Source organism: Desulfomarina sp. (genome assembly GCF_054039375.1).
Genome location: NZ_JBPLBA010000082.1, coordinates 1 through 22,442 on the forward strand (window position 1 = coordinate 1; position 22,442 = coordinate 22,442).

At 46.7% G+C, this 22,442-nt stretch carries 20 protein-coding genes; 11 read left to right on the top strand and 9 right to left on the bottom strand.

Going from position 1 to position 22,442, the window contains the following annotated elements; all coding sequences use genetic code 11:
- The first annotated feature begins 35 nt into the window (after positions 1-35).
- The 6 genes from ACXLDX_RS04325 (at position 36) to ACXLDX_RS04350 (ending at position 7,456) form a co-directional block, all read left to right on the top strand.
- Positions 36-701, top strand: coding sequence for a CerR family C-terminal domain-containing protein (locus ACXLDX_RS04325; protein WP_457575965.1), 666 nt, complete (start codon positions 36-38; stop codon positions 699-701).
- A complete protein-coding gene (locus tag ACXLDX_RS04330; RefSeq protein WP_457575966.1) occupies positions 698-2,215 on the top strand; it encodes an efflux transporter outer membrane subunit in 1,518 nt (505 codons plus the stop codon). Before ACXLDX_RS04325 ends, ACXLDX_RS04330 begins: the two co-directional genes overlap by 4 nt.
- Positions 2,212-3,222 carry an HlyD family secretion protein gene (locus ACXLDX_RS04335; protein ID WP_457575967.1) on the top strand — a complete coding sequence of 337 codons (1,011 nt, stop codon included), beginning with the start codon at positions 2,212-2,214 and terminating at the stop codon, positions 3,220-3,222. Before ACXLDX_RS04330 ends, ACXLDX_RS04335 begins: the two co-directional genes overlap by 4 nt.
- 216 nt (positions 3,223-3,438) lie before the next feature.
- Positions 3,439-5,214 carry an ATP-binding cassette domain-containing protein gene (locus tag ACXLDX_RS04340; RefSeq protein WP_457575968.1) on the top strand — a complete coding sequence of 592 codons (1,776 nt, stop codon included), beginning with the start codon at positions 3,439-3,441 and terminating at the stop codon, positions 5,212-5,214.
- Complete coding sequence (locus ACXLDX_RS04345) at positions 5,211-6,335, top strand: ABC transporter permease (RefSeq protein ID WP_457575969.1); 1,125 nt, start codon at positions 5,211-5,213, stop codon at positions 6,333-6,335. The genes ACXLDX_RS04340 and ACXLDX_RS04345 overlap by 4 nt, the downstream gene beginning before the upstream one ends.
- Entirely contained in the window at positions 6,335-7,456 is a 1,122-nt protein-coding gene (locus ACXLDX_RS04350) for an ABC transporter permease (RefSeq protein ID WP_457575970.1), read from the top strand. The genes ACXLDX_RS04345 and ACXLDX_RS04350 overlap by 1 nt, the downstream gene beginning before the upstream one ends.
- A 95-nt stretch (positions 7,457-7,551) precedes the next feature.
- On the opposite strand, the gene ACXLDX_RS04355 is transcribed toward ACXLDX_RS04350, so the two are convergent.
- The 3 genes from ACXLDX_RS04355 to ACXLDX_RS04365 all read right to left on the bottom strand — a co-directional run bounded on the left by ACXLDX_RS04355 (position 7,552) and on the right by ACXLDX_RS04365 (position 9,931).
- Entirely contained in the window at positions 7,552-8,655 is a 1,104-nt protein-coding gene (locus ACXLDX_RS04355) for an alkene reductase (RefSeq protein ID WP_457575971.1), read from the bottom strand.
- Between the two features lie 237 nt (positions 8,656-8,892).
- Positions 8,893-9,261, bottom strand: coding sequence for a VOC family protein (locus tag ACXLDX_RS04360; RefSeq protein WP_457575972.1), 369 nt, complete (start codon positions 9,259-9,261; stop codon positions 8,893-8,895).
- Between the two features lie 16 nt (positions 9,262-9,277).
- Positions 9,278-9,931, bottom strand: a complete 654-nt coding sequence (locus ACXLDX_RS04365) for a nitroreductase family protein (RefSeq protein ID WP_457575973.1) — start codon at positions 9,929-9,931, stop codon at positions 9,278-9,280.
- A gap of 158 nt (positions 9,932-10,089) precedes the next feature.
- Here ACXLDX_RS04365 and ACXLDX_RS04370 point away from each other — a divergent pair, with 158 nt between their 5' ends.
- The 4 genes from ACXLDX_RS04370 to msrB all read left to right on the top strand — a co-directional run bounded on the left by ACXLDX_RS04370 (position 10,090) and on the right by msrB (position 14,122).
- Positions 10,090-10,989, top strand: coding sequence for a LysR family transcriptional regulator (locus ACXLDX_RS04370; protein ID WP_457575974.1), 900 nt, complete (start codon positions 10,090-10,092; stop codon positions 10,987-10,989).
- Positions 10,990-10,991: 2 nt separating this feature from the next.
- Positions 10,992-11,696: a response regulator transcription factor gene (locus ACXLDX_RS04375; protein WP_457575975.1), complete on the top strand. Its 705-nt coding sequence runs from the start codon at positions 10,992-10,994 to the stop codon at positions 11,694-11,696.
- A 1-nt stretch (position 11,697) separates the two neighbouring features.
- Entirely contained in the window at positions 11,698-12,765 is a 1,068-nt protein-coding gene (locus tag ACXLDX_RS04380) for a sensor histidine kinase (RefSeq protein WP_457575976.1), read from the top strand.
- 280 nt (positions 12,766-13,045) lie between these two features.
- The gene (gene msrB / locus ACXLDX_RS04385; RefSeq protein WP_457575977.1) at positions 13,046-14,122 is read left to right on the top strand and encodes a peptide-methionine (R)-S-oxide reductase MsrB; all 1,077 of its coding nucleotides are present in this window, start codon (positions 13,046-13,048) and stop codon (positions 14,120-14,122) included.
- A 231-nt stretch (positions 14,123-14,353) separates the two neighbouring features.
- Here msrB and ACXLDX_RS04390 read toward each other — a convergent pair whose 3' ends face one another.
- The gene (locus tag ACXLDX_RS04390; protein WP_457575978.1) at positions 14,354-14,734 is read right to left on the bottom strand and encodes a VOC family protein; all 381 of its coding nucleotides are present in this window, start codon (positions 14,732-14,734) and stop codon (positions 14,354-14,356) included.
- Between the two features lie 142 nt (positions 14,735-14,876).
- Between ACXLDX_RS04390 and ACXLDX_RS04395 the strand changes: the two genes are divergently transcribed.
- Positions 14,877-15,947 carry an aspartate/glutamate racemase family protein gene (locus tag ACXLDX_RS04395; RefSeq protein WP_457575979.1) on the top strand — a complete coding sequence of 357 codons (1,071 nt, stop codon included), beginning with the start codon at positions 14,877-14,879 and terminating at the stop codon, positions 15,945-15,947.
- A gap of 18 nt (positions 15,948-15,965) precedes the next feature.
- Here the strand turns inward: ACXLDX_RS04395 and ACXLDX_RS04400 are convergent, their stop codons facing one another.
- The 5 genes from ACXLDX_RS04400 to ACXLDX_RS04420 form a co-directional block, all read right to left on the bottom strand.
- Positions 15,966-16,487 (bottom strand): (Fe-S)-binding protein, encoded by a 522-nt coding sequence (locus ACXLDX_RS04400; RefSeq protein ID WP_457575980.1) that lies wholly within the window; start codon positions 16,485-16,487, stop codon positions 15,966-15,968.
- A 199-nt stretch (positions 16,488-16,686) separates the two neighbouring features.
- Positions 16,687-19,776 carry an efflux RND transporter permease subunit gene (locus ACXLDX_RS04405; protein WP_457575981.1) on the bottom strand — a complete coding sequence of 1,030 codons (3,090 nt, stop codon included), beginning with the start codon at positions 19,774-19,776 and terminating at the stop codon, positions 16,687-16,689.
- Between the two features lie 219 nt (positions 19,777-19,995).
- Positions 19,996-21,069, bottom strand: coding sequence for an efflux RND transporter periplasmic adaptor subunit (locus tag ACXLDX_RS04410; protein WP_457575982.1), 1,074 nt, complete (start codon positions 21,067-21,069; stop codon positions 19,996-19,998).
- On the bottom strand, positions 21,066-21,299 hold the full coding sequence (locus ACXLDX_RS04415; RefSeq protein ID WP_457575983.1) for a hypothetical protein: 234 nt from the start codon (positions 21,297-21,299) through the stop codon (positions 21,066-21,068). The genes ACXLDX_RS04410 and ACXLDX_RS04415 overlap by 4 nt, the downstream gene beginning before the upstream one ends.
- Positions 21,262-22,347, bottom strand: coding sequence for a TolC family protein (locus ACXLDX_RS04420; protein WP_457575984.1), 1,086 nt, complete (start codon positions 22,345-22,347; stop codon positions 21,262-21,264). Before ACXLDX_RS04420 ends, ACXLDX_RS04415 begins: the two co-directional genes overlap by 38 nt.
- Positions 22,348-22,442: the final 95 nt, after the last annotated feature.

The window sequence follows — 22,442 nt, forward strand, 5'->3', positions numbered from 1 at the left end:
ATTGCCGAGCATTTCGATTCAAAAGGAAAATGAGCATGAACCGACAAGATCATAAAAAAGAAAAAAATGCCAGAGACCGGCTGCTTGAGGCAGCGATTGATATTTTCGGCAGGGATGGTTTCGATGCTGCAACAACAAGAAGCATCACCGGTAAAGCGGGTGTCAATATCGCTGCTATTCCCTACTATTTTGAGAGCAAGGAAGGATTATACCGGGCCGTTGTTACGCATATTGTGGAAACAATCAAGACTCAGGTTGCCGATATAACACTCACTGCCACTCCTTTACTTTTTACCGGCAACTCGGGTAAGCAGAAAGCCTTTAACACCCTGCTGAACCTGATTGAAAAAATAATCATGTTTGCTGTGGGTTCCGAAGAAGGTCGGCGATTTTCACGGATTATTTTCCGGGAACAAATGTATCCGACCGGCTCCTATGAAATTATTTATAAAGGATACATGGAACCCATCCTCAATGCCGTTGCCACCCTGATAACAGTTATTACCGAAAACCCCTGCCAACGAACTGCTCAATTGCGGGCCATGACAATCATCGGCCAGGTTCTTATCTTTCGGGTTGCCCGGGAAACCATAGTACGCTCCCTGGATATGGAGGGATACAACCCATCTGAAACTAAAGAAATCAGCAGAATTATCCTTGAACATACCCGCAAAACGCTCACAAACCTCACAGATCAATGAAAAATGAAATTGTGCGATCACCGGTTATAAAGAAAAAAGTCCGATTTGAACAGGCGGGGATTATACTCCTTCTGTTTCTGCTGACCATCCTTTCTACGGGATGCTCTGAAAAACACGATTTTCAATCGCCGGACATGGTGAGCCTCGTGCAGGAAAAATGGGATGCTCCTGCGAATACATCGATGAACTTTGACAGTACCCGTCCACCGGATACAATGTGGTGGAAACAATTTCATGACGATCAACTGAGCCGCATGATAACCAGGCTGTTGTCATCAAATCTTACGCTGAAAATGGCACGGGAGCGGATAGTTGAGCTCAGTGCCCGTCAGGGGGTTATCGGTGCCGAAGCCAGATTAAAGCTTGAAGCCGCTCTGGGCTACAGCCATCTTAAAACCGGTGACCGGTTTATTTCCGTGCAGGGAGTTCCCCCTGGAAAAAGTATCGACCTGTATTCGGCCGGTGCGGTGGCCGGATGGGAACTTGACCTCTGGGGCCGAACAGCAAAACTCCTTGAAGCCGGAGAAGAAGATATCCGTGCCGGGTATGCAGATTACCATTCCCTGATGGTGTCACTTTCTGCGGAGCTGGCCCTGGCCTATATCGAAACACGTACTCTACAGGCAATACTCAAAAAGAAACGGGAAAAAATCGCGCTGCAGCAGAAACTCCTGACTCTGGCAAAAACCCGTTTTCAAACAGGTAACAGCTCCAGGCTGGATGTTATTCAAACTGAACAACTCCTTGCAAAAACCCGTGCAAGCCTTTCCGAGCCGCAACAACAACTCATTGCAGATCAATACCGTACAGGACTCCTGCTCGCCTCCTCCTCAAGGGAAAAAGGACTCGCCGAAGCGCCCCTCCCGAAACTGCCGTCCATGATCGGGATCGGACTGCCGATTGATCTCATTAAAAGAAGACCCGATATCCGAAAGGCACTGCACAACTACCAGGCGGCTGTCGCCAGAACGGATGCGGCCGAAGCGGAACAATTCCCGACACTGACACTCCTTGGGACCCTCACCCTCTCCAGTGACAGCCCTGGAGGAGTATTGAACAGCAATGCGTTTTTCTATTCCCTCGGACCACAACTGCGCATTCCTCTTCTCACCGGAAACCGAATTAAAAGCACCATTGCCGTTCGTGCTTCCAGAACTGAACAGGCCAGGCTTGAATTAGAACAGCAGATTCTCAAAGCATTATCCGAAGTTGAAAATGGTTGTGCCCAAATAGTTTTCAGCAGAAAGAAAATCGATGAACTTCTCCTGACTGAAAAATACGCCAGAAAAAATCTGTTGCTTGCAGAAGACCTCTATCATTCCGGCCTTGCAAATTATTCCAGTGTATTAAACAGCAAGCTGCGACTTGTCAGTCTCCAGGAATCACTGATTCTGGCAAAACAGGGGGCACTCTTTGACGTTGTTTTTCTCTATCGTGCCCTGGGAGGAGGCTGGGAAAATATTATGCACCCTCAGCAGATTACTCAATCGAAACAGAAAGGCGGTACATTATGAAGAAAGGATTTCTTCTTAAAATAACAGTTCTTCTCCTTATTGCAGCGGGTGGACTTTACAGTTTTCAAAAATATAATAACAGTCGTCAGACTGATGAATCCGGTCCTCTTAAAATATTTGGAACCATTGAGATCAGGGATGCGGCTCTTGCCTTCAATGAACAGGAACGCATAAAGGAAATCATGGCTGTTGAGGGAGAACAGGTGGAGGTCGGACAGGTTCTGGCTCGTCTTAAAACAGATCGACTGGAAGCCGATCTTGCCGAACTCAAAGCCAAAACGGCAGCACAGCTCCACCTGGTAACCCGGCTCAAAACGGGAAACCGTCCCGAAGAAATAGAACAGGCCCGCGCCGAAGTCAAGGCAGCAGCAGCCAAAGTAAATAACACCCGCCAGATCATTGCCCGCCTGGAAAAAACATCGAAAAATGGTGCCACCAGTATCCAGGAAAAAGAAAATGCTCAGGCAGAACTCAAGATTCAGGAAGCGCAGCTTGAGGTTCGAAAAAAATCGCTTGATCTCGCCCTTCAGGGTCCAAGAAAAGAAGACATTGCAATGGCTGAACAACAACTTAAAGCCCTGCAAGCCAAAGTATCACTCCTCAATATTCGATTACGGGATATGACTCTTACTGCACCATCCCCTGGAATTATTCAAAACCGAATCCTCGAGGTCGGGGAAATGGCCGGACCGGGAAAACCTGTTTTTATCCTGGCGCTCAACGCCCCCAAATGGGTTCGGGCATATATCCCGGAGCCGCAGCTCAACCGTATTAATCTCGGCATGAAGGCTCGTGTCTTCAGTGACTCCTTCCCCGGTCGTCCCATTGAAGGATGGGTTGGTTTTCTCTCACCTGTCGCCGAGTTTACTCCTAGAACAGTGCAGACGGAAGATCTGCGCACGAAACTGGTTTATGAGGTCAGAATTTTTGTAAAAGACGAAGAAAATCGACTGCGACTCGGTATGCCGGTGACCGTTACTGTCAACGAAAAGACAGAGGGGAGATAAGTCATACGCGTTCTGCGGTTCAATGACGCTGACATAAGGGCATACTCCAAGCCGTTAACAGCAAAACAGGTGAACAGGTCTGTGAACTCCGGATTCGGTGAAATAGTCAATCCAGCAGAACAAAACAAACCGGGCCACCATAAATAACACAACATACTGAAATAAAAACTTTTATTTCAATCATCCAAAGCGCAGGATTGAGGCCGCAGGTTTCTTATGCAGAAAATAACGACTGAACTTTTCCCGAAAAGCGAGACAGTCCTGTGGGCCGAAGGAATCTCTAAAACCTTTGCGGGTAAGAAAACAGCCACGACCGAGGCATTGCAGAACATTTCCCTGCACTGCACGAAAGGCAGGGTCACCGGACTGGTTGGAGCTGACGGTGCCGGGAAGACAACTCTTCTCAGAATTGCAGCCGGCCTGCTTATACCGACATCAGGAGAGATGAAAATTTTCGGTCGTGACAGCACAAATGAAAGCCTTGAAATTCAAAGCCGCATGGGCTATATGCCGCAGAAATTCGGACTCTACCAGGATCTGAGTGTGGAAGAAAACATGAATCTTTACGCTGACCTGCAGGGTGTTCCCGGAGCAGAACGTCCAGACCGATACGCTCAGCTTCTGACAATGACCGATCTGGCGGATTACACAGAACGGCGTGCCGGGGATCTTTCCGGAGGCATGAAACAGAAACTTGGACTTGCCTGCGCCCTGATCAAATCACCGGACCTGCTTCTTCTGGATGAACCAACGGTTGGTGTTGATCCCATATCCCGTAGAGAATTATGGAAAATCATCTATGAGCTTGTGGAAAAAGATGCCATTTCCGTTCTTGTCTCTACTGCCTATCTTGATGAAGCAGAACAATGTGACCATGTCATTGTCCTCCACCAGGGAAAACTACTGGCCGAAGGAACTCCCGATCATTTCATCAACTTAATGAAAGGGAGAGTCTTTTTTGTGACTCCACCGGAAAACGCATCCCGTCGAAGCAGCTTCACCGGCCTGGCCGGCAGCCATGGGATTGTTGATGCCACAATCCGTTCCGGTCGTATCAGGATAGTCACGGGAAACGTGGTGAACCCGGGTTCAAATGCGATTCCAACCGATATATCAGGGGAGATCGAACCGGTTGAACCCACTTTTGAAGATGCCTTCATGGCCATTATTCCGCGAGCCCAAACTTCTTTTCATATTGAACAGAATAAAAAAAATATGAAAAAAACCGTTTATGCAGATGAACGGCCGGTGCATGTGGAAAATCTCTGCAGACTGTTCGGCACCTTTGAAGCGGTAAAAAACTTGAATTTTTCCGTTGAAAGAGGAGAAATATTCGGTTTACTGGGCCCCAACGGAGCCGGGAAAAGTACAACCTTCCGCATGCTTTGCGGTCTCCTTCCGGCGAGTTCCGGCACGATTCGCGTTGCCGGGCATGATTTAAGAAAATCAAGGGCAAACGCCAGAGTTCACTTGGGTTATATGGCCCAGCAATTTTCCCTCTACGGTCAACTGAGCAGCCATGAGAACCTGCTTTTTTTTGGAAAGGCTTACGGTCTTTCCGGTAAAAGGCTGAAAAAACGAATAGACTGGGCTTTTCATGAATTTGAACTCGACCGCTGGCGTGACAGGGCCGCCTTTTCACTGCCCGGAGGCTACAAGCAACGACTGGCAATGGCCGCTGCTCTTCTCCATGAACCTGAAATCCTTTTTCTCGATGAACCAACTTCTGGAGTAGATCCCTTTGCCCGTCGGGAATTCTGGTTACGTATCAATGGTTTTGCAGAGCAGGGTGTTACCGTGGTTGTCACTACCCATTTCATGGAAGAAGCCGAATATTGTGATCGTATGCTCATCATGAGTGAAGGGAAAACCCTCGCCATGGGTAGCCCCAACGACATCAGAAACCTGGCAAGATCCCCGCAAAATAACCAGCCGACTATGGATGATGCCTTTATCGAACTGGCTGAAAGAGCCCGGGAGAACAGGGTATGAAACTGTCTCTGTTGAGATTGCGGGGCATCCTGATAAAAGAAATTCTGCAGATTCTCCGTGACCCGAGCAGTATTGCCCTTGCCCTGGTCATGCCTCTTGTTCTGCTGTTCCTGTTCGGCTATGGAGTGAATCTGGATGCCGAACACATCCCCGTAGCGTTCCTTTCCAGGGATGCTGGGAATGTCACGAGGGATCTTATGGCACGTTTTTCCCTTTCTCCTCACTTTCAGCTGCATCAGCTTGAATCCTCAGATGTGGCGGAAAAACTACTCATGGAAAAAAAAGTAGACGCTATTATCATTATTCAGAATAATTTTACTTCCCGGCTATTCAGTGCAGATACAGCTCCGATTCAATTAATTGTGAACGGTGTTGATGCCAATCGTGCCCGCCTGATAGAAGGTTACGTCAAGAATGTACTGGCCGGCTGGAGACAGATGCTGGCAAAACGGGAACATATTCAAACCGGCCCGCCTGTTTCCATAACCTTTCGAATCTGGTTTAACGAGGGTGCTGAAAGCAGAAATTTTCTTATCCCCGGCCTGATAACCCTGATCATGACTTTGATAGGCATCCTGCTGACGGCCCTCGTCATTGCACGGGAATGGGAAAGGGGCACCATGGAAGCCATACTGGTCACGCCCCTTCGTCGGGGAGAATTCCTTATGGGGAAAATTCTGCCGTACTATCTTCTTGGAATGTTCGGTGTCATCTTGTCCGTTGGTGTGGCGATAACACTTTTTCATGTTCCATTTCGAGGTTCAATCACCGCATTATTGATACTGAGTTCACTCTTCATGCTGGCCTCCCTCGGATTTGGCCTGCTGCTTTCGGCGACTATCCGTATCCAGTTCGTTGCGGCACAGATATCCATCGTGGCAGGATTCCTGCCGGCATTTTTTCTCTCCGGCCTGCTCTTTGACCTCGAAAGTGCTCCGACTGTTATCCGGCTGGTCAGTTACCTTGTACCCGCCCGTTATTTCGTAACCATCAGCCACACACTGTTCATGGCTGGAGATATCAAATCAATCCTCGTTCCCAACGGACTTGTTCTGGCCTCCATGGCCGTTGTTTTTCTTTCCCTTTCCTATCGAAAAATTCCCAAACGTCTGGAGGGATAATGAAAAGTTTTCGCAGAATTCTCGCCCTTGTCAGAAAAGAGTTTACCACAATCCTGAAAGACCCCAAAAGTCGTTTCGTCATTATCGGTCCGCCCCTGATTCAATTTTTTCTCTTTGGCTACGCGGCAACGTACGACTTAAAAAATGTCCGTTACGCAGTTTATGACGAATCCCGTTCCGTCCTTTCCCGGCAGTTACTGGCAGGAGTGAAAAGCTCCGGGATATTCCACCTCACTGAATACCTGGATGACCAGGCTCAGATGACTGAAGCAATTGACAGCGAAAAGGCCCGGCTGGCTATCCATATCGGTTCCGGGTTTGAGAAAAAAATCAGATCATCACAACCTGTGCAGATACAGGTTATCGCCGATGGCCGGAATCCGAATGTCGCCCTGATCGCTCTTGGTTATTTCAATACAATTGTCGATCAGTTCAACCGTGATCTTGCCCGCCGGGGAATTGCTGGACGTGGAGGTCCAGCCATTCGCCTGGTTGAACGATCCTGGTTCAACAGCAACCTGCGCAGCAGGTGGTTTATCGTCTCGTCTCTTGGAGGCATTATCAGTATGGTGGTGGTGATGATTCTAACCAGCCTTTCTGTTGCCCGGGAACGGGAATTCGGCACCTTTGACCAGCTGCTGGTGGCCCCGTTTTCACCGGGAGAAATCCTGCTCGGCAAATCGATACCACCAATCGTTTTTGGTCTTTTCAATGCACTGCTTTTTGCTGCAGGTGCGGTCTACTGGTTCTCTATTCCCTTTCGGGGGACAATAACCGCTCTTATTTCCGCCCTGCTCTGTTTTATCATAACCATCGTCGGCATTGGCCTGCTTGTCTCCTCCCTCTCCACAACAATGCAGCAGGGACTCCTTGGCTCTTTTCTTTTTATCATGCCGGCGGTGACCCTGTCCGGATTCGCCACCCCCATCGAAAACATGCCGCTCTGGCTGCAACGGGCTGATATGCTCAATCCCGCACGCTATATTATCGCTGCCCTGAGAAACATTTTTCTGGAAGGAGCGGATTTCCAGATGATCTGGCCATTTCTCTGGCCCCTCATGATAATCGCCGCGGTAACCCTGCCTCTGGCCGCCCTTCTATTCCGATATCGCTCAGGTTAGTTTTTCAGCATTCATTGATTCAGCCGGAAATTCAGGCTGCAACTTGTGATCCCAAATCCGGCTGAGTTTTATGGGCAATCTGGATAAGATTTGGATTATTTTAAAAAAGGATAGTCAGTATAACCTCTTGCAGTTCCACCACCGAAAATAGTGTGGGTATCGCTGATATCATTCATTTCTTCATCCAGTTCAACACGCAACGGGTAATCAGGATTTGTTAAAAACTTACGCCCAAAACCAATCAAATCAACAAGGCCATCTCCCAGTAAAAGATTACCTTCTTCCGGAGTCTTATTTCCTGTCGCAATTATCGTTCCACTGAAAATATCACGTAATCTCACCCTGAAGTCTTTCGGGATCTCCGGAGCATCGTCCCAGTCAGCTTCACACAAGTGAATATAACTGATTCCTGTTTCTTCCAGTTTTTCAGATGCCAGTATAATAGTATCCAGAATCTGCGGATCATTCATGTCTTTAAAACTGATAAATGGCGATAATCTGACACCTGTTTTTTCACGACCAACAGCCTTGACAACTGCCCGGGTTATTTCCATTAAAATCCGAATTCTATTTTCGCTTGTGCCGCCATATTCATCGGTTCTGACATTTGAATTACTTCTTAAAAACTGGTCTATCAAATACCCGTTGGCACCATGAATTTCCACACCATCAAAACCCGCTTCCATAGCATTTAACGCACCAGCCCTGAACTCCTCAACAACCCTGTCTATATCTTTTTCTGTCATCGCTCTCGGTTCTTCAACAGGTACAAAAGTGGCTTCTCCCCCGGAACCTTCTTCAAACAGATAAACTGTCGTTTCCTCAGCGATTTTGGCAGAAGGAGCTATCGGCTGCAATCCATTGACCTGTGAACTCGAGACCCTGCCGACATGCCACAACTGCAAAAATATTTTGCTGCCTTTTCTGTGCACTTCTTCGGTTATAAGTTTCCATCCCTCCAACTGTTCTCTTGTGTAAATTCCAGGCGTTCGGGCATATCCCTTTCCCTGCAGGGACACCTGTGTCGCTTCGCTGATAATGAGTCCTGCTGATGATCGCTGTCCGTAATATTCCGCCATTAAAGCGTTGGGAATATCCCCTGGTTGTGTGGATCTTGATCGTGTCATTGGAGCCATTAAAAAACGATTTTTTAATTCAATCCCATTCATGTTGTAATCGGTAAAAAGTGTTGTTTTCATAATGTACGTTTTCTCCCAAAAAAAATATTACCGGATGACCTTGTTTTTCTAGTTTCCCATGGAACCCGGCCGGATCGGTGAATTGCAGGTATTGGCAGGCTGGATTTCGTAGTGATCACTTTTTTTCCTGCTGATTCAATTGCCACTCGATACCCGATGTCATCAGCTTATGAATTCAGTGAAGCCAAAAGTCCAATTCAGGCCTTGGCCAAGAGTGTCTGCAGAATCCAGGTGACCTCATAGCTTTTCCTCACAGTTATAAATAACGGCCTCTACCGTCAAACCTTCCGGCCCCCGGAAAAAAACCTGTTTGACAGGTTTTCCTGGTAACCAGGTCACCTGGTACAACACATTCTCCTTTTCCAGTGCGGCAAAAAAAACCTTCTCATCATCAATACTGATGGCGACATGACCAATCACTCCCGTACTGTCCTTTTGATCTCCGCCGGGGGCAAGATGAAACAGGGGGATACTCTTTTTGCCAAGCCAGTATCCCGGAAAATTAAATTGTGGCCTGTCACACTGTTCGAGATCAAATATGTTGACGAGAAAATCCTTCATTCTCTCCATATTCACCGGTTGTAAAAATATATGATCCAGTTTCATGATGTACTTCCTCCGGTTATATCCGAAGCAATATGCTCTCCATGCGACGGCGTGATTTCGGCAGTGAAGCGTTATAGTCTTCAGGATGAGAATAACCGACTGCCAGTGCCACATCGCACTGGTAACCGTTCAGTTCCTCTTTAAACGTTTCATTCACCAGAGCTATATCAATACCTTCCATGGGAGTCGCGTCTATTCTCAGACGGGAAAGCACATGGAGGGCGTTTCCCAGTGCAATATAGAGCTGGGCCTTCGTCCAGCTTCCTGTATTACCATGCAGATCGGTATTCATTTCCGCAAACATGAACCCGGCAAAACCCTTCTCCCTCTCTTCCGGTGTGATTCGACCATCCTCAATACCGTTGTCAACAACTTCGGCATAATCCTCCCGGCTATAGCATGGGTTATAAGCAAAAAGAATAACCTGGGAGGCATCAAAAACATGGGGCCGGTTAAACTGAAACTTATGTTGAAAGGTCCCGCCCATGCGCTGTCGGGCCTCTTCACTCTCTATGACAATAAATCGCCACGGCTGTGAATTAATGGACGATGCGGACAGCCTCAGGGCCTCATAAAAAATCTGCAGATCTTCCGGGGATATCTTTTTAGTTTTATCGTATTTCTTTGCAGTGTGTCTCCAGCGGAGATCTTCAATAATCGGATGAACCATCTTTTTTCTCCATTTTTTCATTTTCTGAAGTGCAGGGTTCAGGTTTGAATCTTTTTCCTTTTCCCAGCTTTTCTGTTGACGTAACGATATACTTTGTATAATTATTTGACAATACGCTGCTTTTTTGAAACACTATTTCTTTATTGTTGATAATAACGATGCTCGAAAATCTTTCAGACCTCCGCCTTTTTGTCGAAATTGCCCGACTCTCTTCCATATCAGCCGCCGGAAAAAAACTGCAACTCTCGCCGGCTGTAGCCTCTAAACGACTGCAGCGGCTGGAAGATAGTCTTGAACTTCTCCTGGTCAACAGAACGACACGGCAGGTCAGTCTCACGGAAGAGGGTCAGAATACCTATAAAAAAGCTCTGATCATCCTGGATGCTGTTGACGAACTCAGCATTACTGGAAACAGCATTTCAGCCAAAACTGTAAAAGGACGAATCCGTCTCACCTCTCCAGCATCTTTTGGACGTAAAATTGTTGCCCCCTGCCTCTCCAGATTTTTAAGTCAATACCCGCTGGTAAAAATAGAATTAATACTTGACGACATGAAGACCGATCTCCTGAAAGAAGGCATAGATCTGGCAATCTCCATCGCCCCCCTTCATGAATCCAATTTCATTGTCCGCAGGATTGCAGAAAACAGAAAAATACTCGTTGCCGGGAAATCGTATATAGCCCGGCATGGAGAACCTGCAGAATTTCAGGATCTGAGAAATCATAACGCATTGATTCTCGGCAACTACGCAAAATGGTCTTTTATAAACACAAAGACTCTGCAGGAAGAAAGGATAACAGTCAAAAGCAATTTCAGCAGCAACAGCGGCGAGGCAACCGTTGCCGCCTCAAAGGAAGGTCTCGGCATCTGTATTAAATCTTTCTGGGATGTCAAGGATGATATCCAAAACGGCACTCTGGTGCACATATTACCAGAATATGTACACGCCAGAAAAATTGATATTACTCTCCTTTTTCCCTCAAAAAATTTTCTCCCCGTAAGAACAAGGCTGCTCCTTGATTTCCTGCAGGAAAACATTCGCCGACGCCTGGAGTGAACATGACATTGTGCAATGGTCCCATACTTATCGTTGAAGATGACACTAATACCTCGACACTGATTGCCACCTATCTGCTGAGAGAGGGTTTCTCCATTCTGGCTGCTTTTGATGGCGAACAAGCCCTGGATAAGGCCAGGGTACATCGACCGGGGTTTGTCATTCTGGATATCATGCTGCCGAAAATTGATGGCTGGGAAATCTGCCGCCGGTTGAGAGAAATTTCCGATGTACCGATTCTTATCCTCTCCGCCCGGGAGGAAGAAATGGACAGGATTTTCGGTCTTTCAATAGGCGCTGACGACTATGTTGTCAAACCTTTCAGCCCGAGGGAACTGGTTGAAAGAGTCAAGGCAATACTTCGGCGAACACAAACTGGAGCCACACGGAAAAACAGGTTGTTGTCCCATGGCAGACTGGAGATTGATCCGGACAGATACAAAGTGATCCTTGATGATACTGTCATAAAACTGACCACTTCAGAATATAAACTTCTCCATGCCCTGATGTCCTCCCCGGGCAGAGTTTTTTCAAGAGCAGAACTCCTGGACAAATTGTACGAACACGGCGAAGCGGTCATGGAGCGGGTCATTGATGTGCATATCGGCAATCTCAGACAGAAAATCGAAGAAACCCCTGCAAAACCGCAATATATCCTGACTGTACGGGGCTTCGGCTATTGTTTTGCTGATGAGGACAGTGAATAATATGAAAAACCGCCTTCTCTGGAAACTACTGCTGACCAATGCCTTCCCGGTCATTGGTGTTATTTTTCTGATAGTCTGGCTGGCTATCGACAAACTGGCCGCCAGATATTTCATGGCCCTTATGGAGGCCTATAATATTCCCACAGAAGAAACCCACAGAATGTTTCTTACATCAATCCATCAGTATCTCTGGTGGGCGGGAGCTGTGGCGCTGGGGCTGGCCGTCATCCTCAGTTACCTGTTGACACGAAAAGTATTGAAACCACTATCTGAAATGACAAACATCACCAGGGAAATTGCAGCCGGAAACTTTTCCCTGCGGGCAAAAATCAGTACGGGAGATGAGGTTGGCGAACTTGGCATAGCCTTTAACAGGATGGCAGACAGTCTCGAAAAAATAGAACTGCTCAGAAAAAAGATGGTTGCCGATGTCGCCCATGAACTCCGAACTCCCCTGACAAATCTGCGGGGATATCTGGAGGCCTTGAATGATCAGGTTATACCGCCGACACCGGAACTGTTCCAGATGCTCCAGCAGGAAAACCTCCGACTGGTCCATCTGGTTGACAACCTGCAGCAGTTATCACGGGCAGATGCGGCAAAAGTTTTTCTTGCTCTTGAAAATGTGACACTTTCCGAACTCATTTTACAGGTTCTGGATCTTTTCTCACTTCATTTTCAGAAAAAAAATATCGAGGTCAAAACAGAGTTCACTGAACACGATGCAACGGTTAATGCAGACAGGGACAAACTGCTCCAGGCAATCAGAAATCTAGTTGAAAATTGCTGGAAATACACCCCTGATGGTGGTGAAGTGATTATTTCGACACAGACACTATCCTCTGGATTGAAAGCGAATTTCCAGAACACGGGTACCGAAATATCGGACAATGATCTCCCCTATATTTTTGAGAGATTTTTCCGCGTGGACAGATCCCGTTCCAGGGATTGGGGGGGAGCCGGGATAGGCCTTGCCATCACAAAAGAACTTATAGAAGCACATGGCGGAGATGTTGGTGCGACGAGTACCGAAGGCCAAACCAACATCTGGTTTACCCTTCCCCGCTGAACATACACTTCTTTTCCTGGAACCAGTGTCACGACATTGCTCCCTGAGTGGTCATTACTCACAGATTCAGAATCTTCATTGAATCTTTACAATTCCTTCATTCACTGTTCATACAAACAACCTATCATCATGTCCAGGAGAATGTCTCTCGTTGTCAATACTGTTCAGCGCTAATCATCACTGCCGAATGTTTACAATGAGCTCATTCAACATAGTTTTTTCTGTCTTCAACTGTGATGATAGAACTAGACGTAGAAAATTGAAAAGATGGAGGATTACCATGAAAAAATTATCAGCAATACTTATCTGTCTTGCATTGTTTTCGGTTCTCGCTGTCGAAGCAAAAAACCGGATGGCCACCCCGCCCTTAAATAAACAACCGGTCATGGGAAATTCATTAACGGAAACAGCCTTGTTTGCCGGGGGATGTTTCTGGTGTATGGAAAAACCGTTTGAAAAACTGGAGGGTGTCATTTCCGTAATTTCAGGCTATGCCGGTGGAACAACCAGAAATCCAACCTACCAAAACTATGTGAAAGGCGGTCATATTGAGGTGGTGAAAATAACATATGACCCGGCAATTATTTCCTACGGTAAATTGCTTGAAGTATACTGGCGACAGATCAATCCCACCGACCCGGGAGGTCAGTTTGTCGACAGGGGTCATGCCTATACTACGGCAATCTTTTTCTTTAACGATGAGCAACACCGTCTGGCCGCCGCATCAAAAAAAGAACTGGACGAAACGGGATTTTTTAAAAAACCGATTGTAACCCCCGTTCTTCCGGCTCCAGCCTTCTTTGCAGCGGAAGAATATCATCAGGACTATTACAAAAAAAATCCAATACGCTACAGATATTATCGCTCCAGATCCGGAAGAGATGATTACCTGAAAGCCACCTGGAAAAACCATGCAGGAAATGATCTTTTCACGAAAAAAGATCTAAAGAAAAAATTGACCCCTCTCCAGTATAAAGTCACACAACAGGAGGGAACAGAACCTCCTTTTAATAATAAATACTGGGATAACGGGCAGCCCGGAATTTATGTCGATCTCATTTCCGGCGAACCTCTTTTCAGCTCCCTTGATAAATTCAAATCCGGCACTGGATGGCCGAGTTTTTCCCGTCCCCTTGTCAGGAAAAACATTGTGGAAAAAGAAGACCGGCGCTTTTTTTCTGTCAGGACAGAGGTTCGCAGCAGAAAGGGAAACTCACATCTTGGACATGTATTCAGAGACGGTCCCCCACCAACCGGCATGAGGTACTGCCTGAATTCTGCCGCACTTCGCTTTATTCCTGCAGACAGACTGAAACAGGAAGGATATGGGAAATTTTCCAGACTGTTTGATTTTTAAACCGTTTTCTCGAATTCCACTCTCCGGTCACAGTATATCCATATCTGTAACTCCTGTGTTTGGAAATTTCCTCCGTTAAATTCTTTCTTGATTACCCATGAAACTCAGCCGAATTGTTGATGTGTCTGCTTTATCAGGCTGAGTTTTGTACGGAACCAAAAATTTTTTTCCCGGTTTTTCCCCTTTTTCAAAAAAAATTATTTCAATTATTCTCCAATTAATATCAATAAATTAAAAATACTGACTGATTTCAATCAGATTACCATCCGGATCACGAAAATAAAGAGATGTCATTCTTCCAGCAACACCTGTTCGTTCAACAGGTCCCAGTTCTATTTCAACGCCTCTGGAAAGGAGAGTTTCTCTGACATCGTCAATATTCTGTTCCACGATAAAACAAAGGTCGGCAGAACCCGGAACGGGCCGCCGGGCACACGGCGACAGTTCCTCACCGGACTGGTGTAAATTTATTTTCTGGTTTCCGACTTTCAACGCTTTCCGATTATCACTAAAAGTGATAATTTCAATACCGAGAAGCTCGCCGTAAAAATTACAGGTCTGTAAAATATCCGTAACGGTCAAAACCAGGTGATCCAGGCGAATTATATTCATGCAGTTTCCCTTTTGGAAGAAGACCGGTGGGTCGGTTACCGATAGCTGCACAGCTACCAATCTTAAATGTTACAAACAATAAAAGGATTCTTCACATAGATTTCACAGATTATCAACCAATCAATATCCTGAAAAAAGAAAAATGAATCATGAACCCAGCGTAGTGGGAGTCATCGGTGGCCTGGGTAATGAAGCCATGGCTGATCTCGCATTGAAAATAGATGATATCCCGGACAGCGAGAACCACTCGTACATTTTTTATGGTAATTCCCGACTGGCGTATAAACCAGGAGAACTCAACCGGGTCTGGAAACCGACTGACGATCCGGAGTTACGCAGACATGCCACGGCTGTTCATACCGTACGGATTATGCAATATCTTGGTTGCCATGCCATAGGGCTGGCCTGTAACAGCGCCCATAAACTCTTTCGAAAAATCATGTCGGACACCCCTGTTACTTTCATTGACATGCTGAATGAAACAGCGAATTCAATGAAAAACGATGTTGGAACTGTCCTGATCCTGGGAGTAACAGACCTGGTTGAATCCGGTTTATACCAGGATGCTCTGCGGGTTCCAGGTATTGCTGCAACGAAACCTTCCAGAGAAAACCAGAATAAAATCATGGCGGCTATTTATGATTCACAGTTTGGCATTAAAACGGCCCGGATAACTTCGAGAGCGGAATCGCTTATTTGTGAGGTTATACGCGATGAATACAGAAAACAGGGTTGCCGTAAAATTGTACTGGGCTGCACAGAGCTCCCCCTGGCACTGAACAACGAGAGCTGCAGACGGTTCAAGCACCGCGGCATGCTGCCAGTCGAAATTGAAGTCATTGATGCTTCCGCAGAGCTGGCCCGGGCACTCGCACGCTGTTCCGGAAAACGACAACCGACACCTGTGCGCCCAGAAAACTACAAAACACTCCATACCGACTGGTTTGCACCCGCAGCTTTTATAGTTGAAGACCTTAAAGAACTGGTCGCAATCCAGAAGAGTATTTTTACCTTCACCTCCCGTTTTCTGGAAAAAAAGAACCGTTCAATTACAGGCAGCTATATGCACCTGCCTACACTTTATACCGTGGGTGAAATTACCGACATCAAAGCCAGACTTTCTTTTCTGAAGATCGAAATATTTGAACACGACTCAACCCTCGAACAACAGCTCCAGTCGGTCTTTGAACAACATTTTGCCTCACTGGATTAATTTTTTCATTCACAGCCTCTACCCGAAAGAAAACAGGTCAAGATAGTTTTTGAGCTGCAATTTATTCTCCGGTCCCAACGATGGACAGTCGTTCTGGTCCATGCTGCCCTCGATTATCCTTGTGGCAAAAACCATACAGGTGGGCTCACCGCATTCCCTGCAGTTTGTTTTTGGTAATAATTTCAAAACCTCGATTAAAACCGGTTGCTGCACACTTTCAGTACTGGGCTTTATTTCGCCTCTCTTTTCCCAGGTGTCATTAATGATTCCCAGGAGGCCAGCGACTATTTTTTCTGCTTCTTCCTTGTCGGCAAGCGCATTAACTGCAATTTTCTTTTCATAAAAGGTAATCAGTTTACCATAATTTTTCACCATCAACGATGGTGGTTCTTTTGTGTAAACATGCCCTCCGAGTACAGTATTCAAAAAAGGTAACACCTCGCTGATATTGTTGTCGAGATGGGCAAAACAGTGCACTCCTTTAGCTTCAGAATTGCATTTCGATTTGAATATTTCCAGTGAATATCCTTTCAACAGCATAATTCCACCTCACAATATATGGTTTTAAGCAGCCGGTATCCAGTTTCTGTCCAGAAATGAGGATTTTTGTTCGAGATCAAGGCGCATGGGAAATTTAACCGCAGACATATCATTGATATCGGAGTCTACGCTTACCTCCGAGGATAAAATTTTTCGGACAACGCAGATATCGGGCAAAAAGACCAACTATGGACAGGCACTAGCCAGGATTTCTTGTTATTTCAGGTATATTCTTTCTGCCGTCAAATCCATAGGCAAACATGGGGACATAAATCAATGTCAGCAATGTTCCGACTATCAGCCCTCCCACAGCAACATCAGCCAGGGGAGAAAGGCGTTCCAATCCCACGGCCTGCTCAAGAGCAATTGGAATTATCCCCGCAATAGTACCAAATGCCGTCATCATCACCGGCCGGAAGCGGACCTTGACAGACTCGAGAGCTGATTCAAAGGCAGATTCCTTTTTCCGATAATGCTGGTAAAAATCAATGAGCAGAATTGAGTTTTTTATGATGATTCCAAAAAGCAGCAGGATTCCTACCATGGACGGCATACAGCTCGGTTTATTGAAAAGAAGCATTCCCCAGGATGCACCGATCATTGAAAGCGGCAGAACGACAATCATAATCAACGACATTCGTACGGATCGGTATATGGCGATGAGAGCCATGGTCAATATAATGATTCCGGTGCCTATGGCTTTCAGCATTCGTTTGAAAGAATCATTGAGCAGGGCGATATCACCCTCCTGACTGATTATAACCCCGCTGTTTTCAATCCCCCTGAGAACAGTATCGGCATCAGCCGTAATATGGGTAACCGGACGCAGACTGCGATAGCCAGAAACATCAAGACTGTAAAGCATCTTGTCCCTCTCGATTTTGGCCGCGGTCAAACGTTGATGAATATCGGCAACTGCTTCCAGGGGCACACTGCCATCTTTAGTCTGAACAGGCAGTAATCGCAGGCTCTGCAGGTTTGCGTTGAACTCACCTTTCAGATACAGCCGAACCGGCTGGGTATTCATGGTGGCAAAACCACCAAGCAGAGAAACAACCTGACCTTTAATCGGGATCTGACTGGCGACAGCAACAGGCGTCAACCCATAGCTGAGTGCTTTATTGGTATCGATTACAACTTCGGCCTCATTAAAATCACGGTCCCAGGAAAGTGACATACTGGTCAGCCCCTTTATCCCTGTCAGTTTTCGGGCAACTTCATGACCCACCTGCGGCAGATCCCGGTAATCGGGTGCCTTGATCCGCACATCGAGAGGTGCTTTAATGGAAGACATGGCTGTAGCTCCAAAATCAAACACATCGACACTTTTCACGCCCGGCAGTTTATTTAATTGATCCCGGATTTCATCCTCTATCTGCCACAGGTTTTTTTTCCTTTCAAACCGGTTCACACAGTTAACGGTAAACGTCGCTTCAGCCGGCAGATTACCACTGCCCAGAGAGAGTACTCCCACTTCGCCGCCAAACGCCACAGAACTCATCACCACCTCGTCCTGACTGTGCAGCCAGCCGAGAAAGGATTTAATCCGTTTTTCTGCGCTTTCCACCGTGTCATTTGCAGAGAAAGTCACATGAGCCTTGATGATGCCGGTATCCATGGGCGGCATGACATCTTTTCCGATAACAGGCATTATATTCTTCAGGCTGAGCACCAGAATGATCAATACCCCGAAGGTAAGCACAAATTTTCTTATAACTGAAAAACGACCGTTGGAAAAACGCAGGACACTCTCATAGGGGGCAACCAATCGCCCGACTGTATTATCATAGACAGACTCAAAAAAACGCTCAACCCGGTTCTTTTTTAAACCTTTTCTGTACAGGTACAGCGACAGTTTTGGGATGAAGGTAATTGAGATAAAGTAGGAAACCAGCAGGGCAATGATCAGAGTCTCAATAAGGGGTCTGAATATATGCTGAGGAAAATCACCAACAAACATCAGGGGAAACATGATGGCAATGGTGGCCACCGTTCCCGCAAAAATTGGCGCTATAACTTCTCTGGTCCCCTCCTCAATGGCCGTTGCCAGATCTTCATGTAACTCACCCAGATGCCTCTCAATATTTTCCAGTACTACCACAGCGTCATCAACCAGCATTCCCAGTGCCAGGATGATGGCAGTATAGACAACAATATTCAGCTCACCTCCGAGAAGATAAATCATTGCCATTGTAGAAAAAAACACCAGTGGAATGGATAACCCCGCCGCGAGGATCGCTCGGAAATTACCAAGGAAAAAAAGCAGAACCAGGAGAGTATAGAGAATGGCATCCCGCAATGCTTCCAGCATATTGGTGTTTGCAGTTTCTATAAGATCACGCTGGGTATCGGCAATCTCAAAATTGATGTTAGGGTATTGCGCTTTCAATTTTTCAACAGCTGCCCGGGCTGTATTACTTACGGACAGGACAGAACCCCCTGGAGAACGTTGAATGGCCAGGGCAATTGCTTCCCTGCCGTTACCCATATACCCGGAAAAACGTTTCCGGGTAGACCAGGAGACATCCGCCACATCCCCCAATCTCAGATTAGGAAAAACTCTCAACCTGGACAGGGCCTCGACAGTGGTATGTTCACCATAATAGGTAAGAGTGAAAAAACCGTCACTTCCCTTGACAAAACCCAGCGGGATATCCCGATTGGCCGCCATGATGGTTTTGGTGAGAATATCCACACTCAGGCCGTACCGCTGCAGGCGAAGGGGATCAACAGCTATCACCAGAGCACTCTGGTAACCGCCGAACACTTCTACATTGCCAATACCGGGATTGGAGAGCAGAGCCGGTTTAATGAATGAATCCGCAATTTTCCTGATATCGCCAAGACTTAAAAACTCACTTTTGGGACTCAGGGCGACTACTTCAACAGGCAGTGTAAATGACCCTGCCATATAAATTGCAGGACTTACAGTGGAGGGCAGATTGGCCCTGGCTATTGATAAGGCATTGGCCACATCAACAGCGGCAGCATTCAACCCTTTGGTATATTCAAATTCGGCTTTTACTATTGAAAAATTGGCAACATTGACCGAACTGATTTCACGTATTTCACTCAAACGGGCAATCTCGTTTTCGATCGGCTTTGAAACTGTGCTTGCAGCTACTTCAGCAGTTGATCCCGGCACCTGGGTAATAACAATAACCTGGGGGCGATCTGCATCGGGGAACAGATTTTTGGGCATGGTTATCAGGCCGATAACGCCAAGCACAAAAAGAAGAGCAATGATTGAAAAAAGCAGATGTGGCCGGTTATAAAAAAAATTGAACATTTTTCTTTCCCCAGAAAGGTTGAAAACTGCAATCAGAGAGTCAGTTAATGTCTATCCAGAAATGAGGTTTTTTGTTCAAGATCAAGGCGCACGAGAAATTTTACCGCAACCATATAATTGATATCGGAGTCTACGCTTACCTCCGAGGATAAAAATTTTCGGGCAACGCAGATATCGGGCAAAAAGACCAACTATGGACAGGCACCAGTTAAGAAAAAGTTATCCCTGTATTTCGACTGGAACCCCGGCCAGCAGTTTAAGCAGGATGTCTGGTTTGGCGCTGATCACCTGCCGGGCTGACAACCCTTCAACAACTACTCCTTCAGTACCGCTGGCAATTATTTTCACAGGAACCGGACGTGTTGACTCCCCATCGGGCACAAAACAGAAACTTTGTCCTTCTCTCTGCAGGAGTGCAGACTGGGGGACCATTATTCCGGTACCCTGATAGATCACCAGCCGAACCGGCAATCGTTCCCCGGAGTTCCTGTTGGTTTTCACATCCGCCCTGTACTCATCCAATCCTCTGTAGGTATGATTGAGCGGAACCAGTGGATAGGTCTGATTTTCAAAAACCACCTTCTCGGGTACAACGTCATCGGCTGAACGAATGAGTAGATATTTGCCGCTGCTCGCCTGGATGGACAGCAATGGTTTACCCGGCATAGCTATGACACCCACGTTGGCCGAGGTAGAGCTCACCAGACCATCAATGGGGGAGACAATAACCGCGTAACTCAGCAGATTGGTGAGTTCTCTGTTATTTTGCTCGAGAATACCCTTTTTGCCCCTCAGTCCCTGCAATCCGGCTCTCATGGAGGCGATCTTGCTCTTCTCCGCCTCATACTGTTCTACGGAAGCACCACGGACATCAAGCAATTCCTTGGTGCGCTTATGAGTGGAAATCATGTTATCGAGGCCAATCTTCTGGGCGTTGATATCTGCTTCCAGCGAAAGGATCTGCAGCTTAATGGCCTCCTTTTTTGCCAGTAATTCATCGTGATCCAGAGTCACAACCGTCTGTCCCCTGCTGACCATATCGCCACTTTTAACCATGCTGGTAATCCGGGCCGAAAGTCTGGATGACAGCTCAACATCGAGATCACTTTGCACCTGTGCAAGAGCCGGCAGGGTCAGGGCAATATTTTCAGTTTGCGGTGTAACTGTTGAAACAACCTGATGATACACCTTCATGGGTGGAATGTGCGCCAGACCCTGTTTTTTCTTTTTCAGTATTTTTACTCCACCACCCACCAACAGTATCGCGAGAATAATCCAGATAATTTTTTTCATTTCACCAGCTCTTTCAAATTGTTGCCATACAGCACTGCCAGCGTGACAAAGGTCTCCCACCAGCGGGCTTCGGTCAGATAATAACTTGCCTCAGTCGATAAGACTTTTTCTTCATTTCGCAGATACTCTTCCTGAACCATACGGCCATTCCCATAGGCTACCCTGGCAACTTTAAGCAGCTCACGCTCATACTTAACGCTTTTTTTTTGCCAGCTCTTTTGAATGATCAAGAAGTTTCAGGGTTCGGCTGAGATCATCGGCTCTGGCCTGCAGTTCTATTCTGGCCCGGGCAAAACGGTTTTTCTCACGACGCAGATCAATTTTTGCCTGTTCAATAGCGGTATAGACAGGTTTGTTGAAAATCGGCACCTGCAGACTGATTCCGTAACTTCCATAATCACCATCTATATTTTCTCCTGTATTGTATCCCTCCCCGTAATTCTGAAACCAGCGAGCAGTGCCGACCACCCTGGGAAACAATTTATCTCTGGCTGCCTGAACCCCGTACTCGCGAGCCTCAATGCTTTTTTCGAGAGGTTTCAAGGCAAGAAGAATTTCTGTCTTCAGCGTATCAACCCGGGTGAGAGACACAGGGGCTTTCAAGCGAATTCCGGTGAGAGATTCAATGTTTTTCCTTAATCCACTTTCCTGCTGCATGGTCTGGTTATAGACCAGATCAATCTGATTTATAGCCTCATCCATGCGCACCAGTTCCGATTCCGGCAACCGCCCGCTTCTGACCTGGTTGGCTACATCGGCCCTGGTTTTCTCAAGGGAATTTTTCCGGGAATCCAATGCTTTTTTCAGGGAACTCATATGCACCAGATGGGCGTCAGCAGTGACCAGTACGGCCTGATGTTCAAGAAGATTAAGCTGTTTTCTGATACGAAAACTATCTGCCATTTTTTCTGCCTGTCTACCCAGCGAAAACAACTCCTTGACAAATAAAGGCAGAGAGAGTTGACCTCCAAACCGAGTGATATCATCGCTGAACGGCAGTGTCCCGTGGTTTGCCAGTATCCGTGCTGTCTCCGTTGGGGCCACAGGTCTCCAGTTTGTCGGAGAAGAATATCTGTCATAACCGAGTATACCAGTGAGCTCAGGATAAAACCGGTCGTAGACGGCCTGGACTGCTAATTCGGCAGATCTGGTCTGCAGCGTATCCAGCTGAGTAACAGGCTGTTCCTGAAGAGCATCAAATAGATCCGTAATGGTTATTGCATCGGCCGACTGTGACCCGCAGAGCAAAATCAATCCCAGGTATGCCAAGATTTTCATGAAATTTCCTCTGGTTCGTTCATTTCGGTGTCTTTCCCCGAAAATCAGCTTATCCATTCTTCCACTTCTACCTGCTTTGGAGCCCTGCCGACACA

What these genes read in the sequence shown, in the direction of transcription:
- ACXLDX_RS04325 (WP_457575965.1), top strand. Translation starts at nt 36, where the DNA reads ATGAACCGACAAGATCATAAAAAAGAAAAAAATGCCAGAGACCGGCTG.
- ACXLDX_RS04330 (WP_457575966.1), top strand. Translation starts at nt 698, where the DNA reads ATGAAAAATGAAATTGTGCGATCACCGGTTATAAAGAAAAAAGTCCGA.
- ACXLDX_RS04335 (WP_457575967.1), top strand. Translation starts at nt 2,212, where the DNA reads ATGAAGAAAGGATTTCTTCTTAAAATAACAGTTCTTCTCCTTATTGCA.
- ACXLDX_RS04340 (WP_457575968.1), top strand. Translation starts at nt 3,439, where the DNA reads ATGCAGAAAATAACGACTGAACTTTTCCCGAAAAGCGAGACAGTCCTG.
- ACXLDX_RS04345 (WP_457575969.1), top strand. Translation starts at nt 5,211, where the DNA reads ATGAAACTGTCTCTGTTGAGATTGCGGGGCATCCTGATAAAAGAAATT.
- ACXLDX_RS04350 (WP_457575970.1), top strand. Translation starts at nt 6,335, where the DNA reads ATGAAAAGTTTTCGCAGAATTCTCGCCCTTGTCAGAAAAGAGTTTACC.
- ACXLDX_RS04355 (WP_457575971.1), bottom strand. Translation starts at nt 8,655, where the DNA reads ATGAAAACAACACTTTTTACCGATTACAACATGAATGGGATTGAATTA.
- ACXLDX_RS04360 (WP_457575972.1), bottom strand. Translation starts at nt 9,261, where the DNA reads ATGAAACTGGATCATATATTTTTACAACCGGTGAATATGGAGAGAATG.
- ACXLDX_RS04365 (WP_457575973.1), bottom strand. Translation starts at nt 9,931, where the DNA reads ATGGTTCATCCGATTATTGAAGATCTCCGCTGGAGACACACTGCAAAG.
- ACXLDX_RS04370 (WP_457575974.1), top strand. Translation starts at nt 10,090, where the DNA reads ATGCTCGAAAATCTTTCAGACCTCCGCCTTTTTGTCGAAATTGCCCGA.
- ACXLDX_RS04375 (WP_457575975.1), top strand. Translation starts at nt 10,992, where the DNA reads ATGACATTGTGCAATGGTCCCATACTTATCGTTGAAGATGACACTAAT.
- ACXLDX_RS04380 (WP_457575976.1), top strand. Translation starts at nt 11,698, where the DNA reads ATGAAAAACCGCCTTCTCTGGAAACTACTGCTGACCAATGCCTTCCCG.
- msrB (WP_457575977.1), top strand. Translation starts at nt 13,046, where the DNA reads ATGAAAAAATTATCAGCAATACTTATCTGTCTTGCATTGTTTTCGGTT.
- ACXLDX_RS04390 (WP_457575978.1), bottom strand. Translation starts at nt 14,734, where the DNA reads ATGAATATAATTCGCCTGGATCACCTGGTTTTGACCGTTACGGATATT.
- ACXLDX_RS04395 (WP_457575979.1), top strand. Translation starts at nt 14,877, where the DNA reads ATGAATCATGAACCCAGCGTAGTGGGAGTCATCGGTGGCCTGGGTAAT.
- ACXLDX_RS04400 (WP_457575980.1), bottom strand. Translation starts at nt 16,487, where the DNA reads ATGCTGTTGAAAGGATATTCACTGGAAATATTCAAATCGAAATGCAAT.
- ACXLDX_RS04405 (WP_457575981.1), bottom strand. Translation starts at nt 19,776, where the DNA reads ATGTTCAATTTTTTTTATAACCGGCCACATCTGCTTTTTTCAATCATT.
- ACXLDX_RS04410 (WP_457575982.1), bottom strand. Translation starts at nt 21,069, where the DNA reads ATGAAAAAAATTATCTGGATTATTCTCGCGATACTGTTGGTGGGTGGT.
- ACXLDX_RS04420 (WP_457575984.1), bottom strand. Translation starts at nt 22,347, where the DNA reads ATGAAAATCTTGGCATACCTGGGATTGATTTTGCTCTGCGGGTCACAG.